This is a genomic window from Paraburkholderia sp. SIMBA_054 (assembly GCF_046534875.1).
Lineage (GTDB): Bacteria > Pseudomonadota > Gammaproteobacteria > Burkholderiales > Burkholderiaceae > Paraburkholderia > Paraburkholderia hospita.
Genome location: NZ_JAWRXV010001140.1, coordinates 1 through 257, shown reverse-complemented (window position 1 = coordinate 257; position 257 = coordinate 1). Strand labels below are relative to the sequence as shown.

1 protein-coding gene is annotated in these 257 nt (G+C 30.0%); it reads left to right on the top strand.

What is annotated here, in order from left to right; all coding sequences use genetic code 11:
- Window positions 1-257: hypothetical protein (locus SB822_RS58725; protein ID WP_410859327.1), on the top strand; the 257-nt coding region annotated here is incomplete at both ends.

Below are 257 nucleotides of genomic sequence, written 5' to 3'. Positions count from 1 at the left end.
ATAATATTATAAAACTAGACAATAAAGGTGATCTTGATATACCCCTTTCAATGGAAATTAAAAAAATAGGTAATGGAAATATTAAAATCACTAATCTCAGTTCGTATAGAAGTCCGTTTTCCTTTGATGCGTTAATGGATAATGAAATTGTAAAAATTGATTCAGTTAAGGAAATCTTGGAATCGAGTGTTTCTGGCTATGAATGCTATGAACAGTCTAATGAAAATTTTATCATACTTGGCAAGGGGCAAAATCGA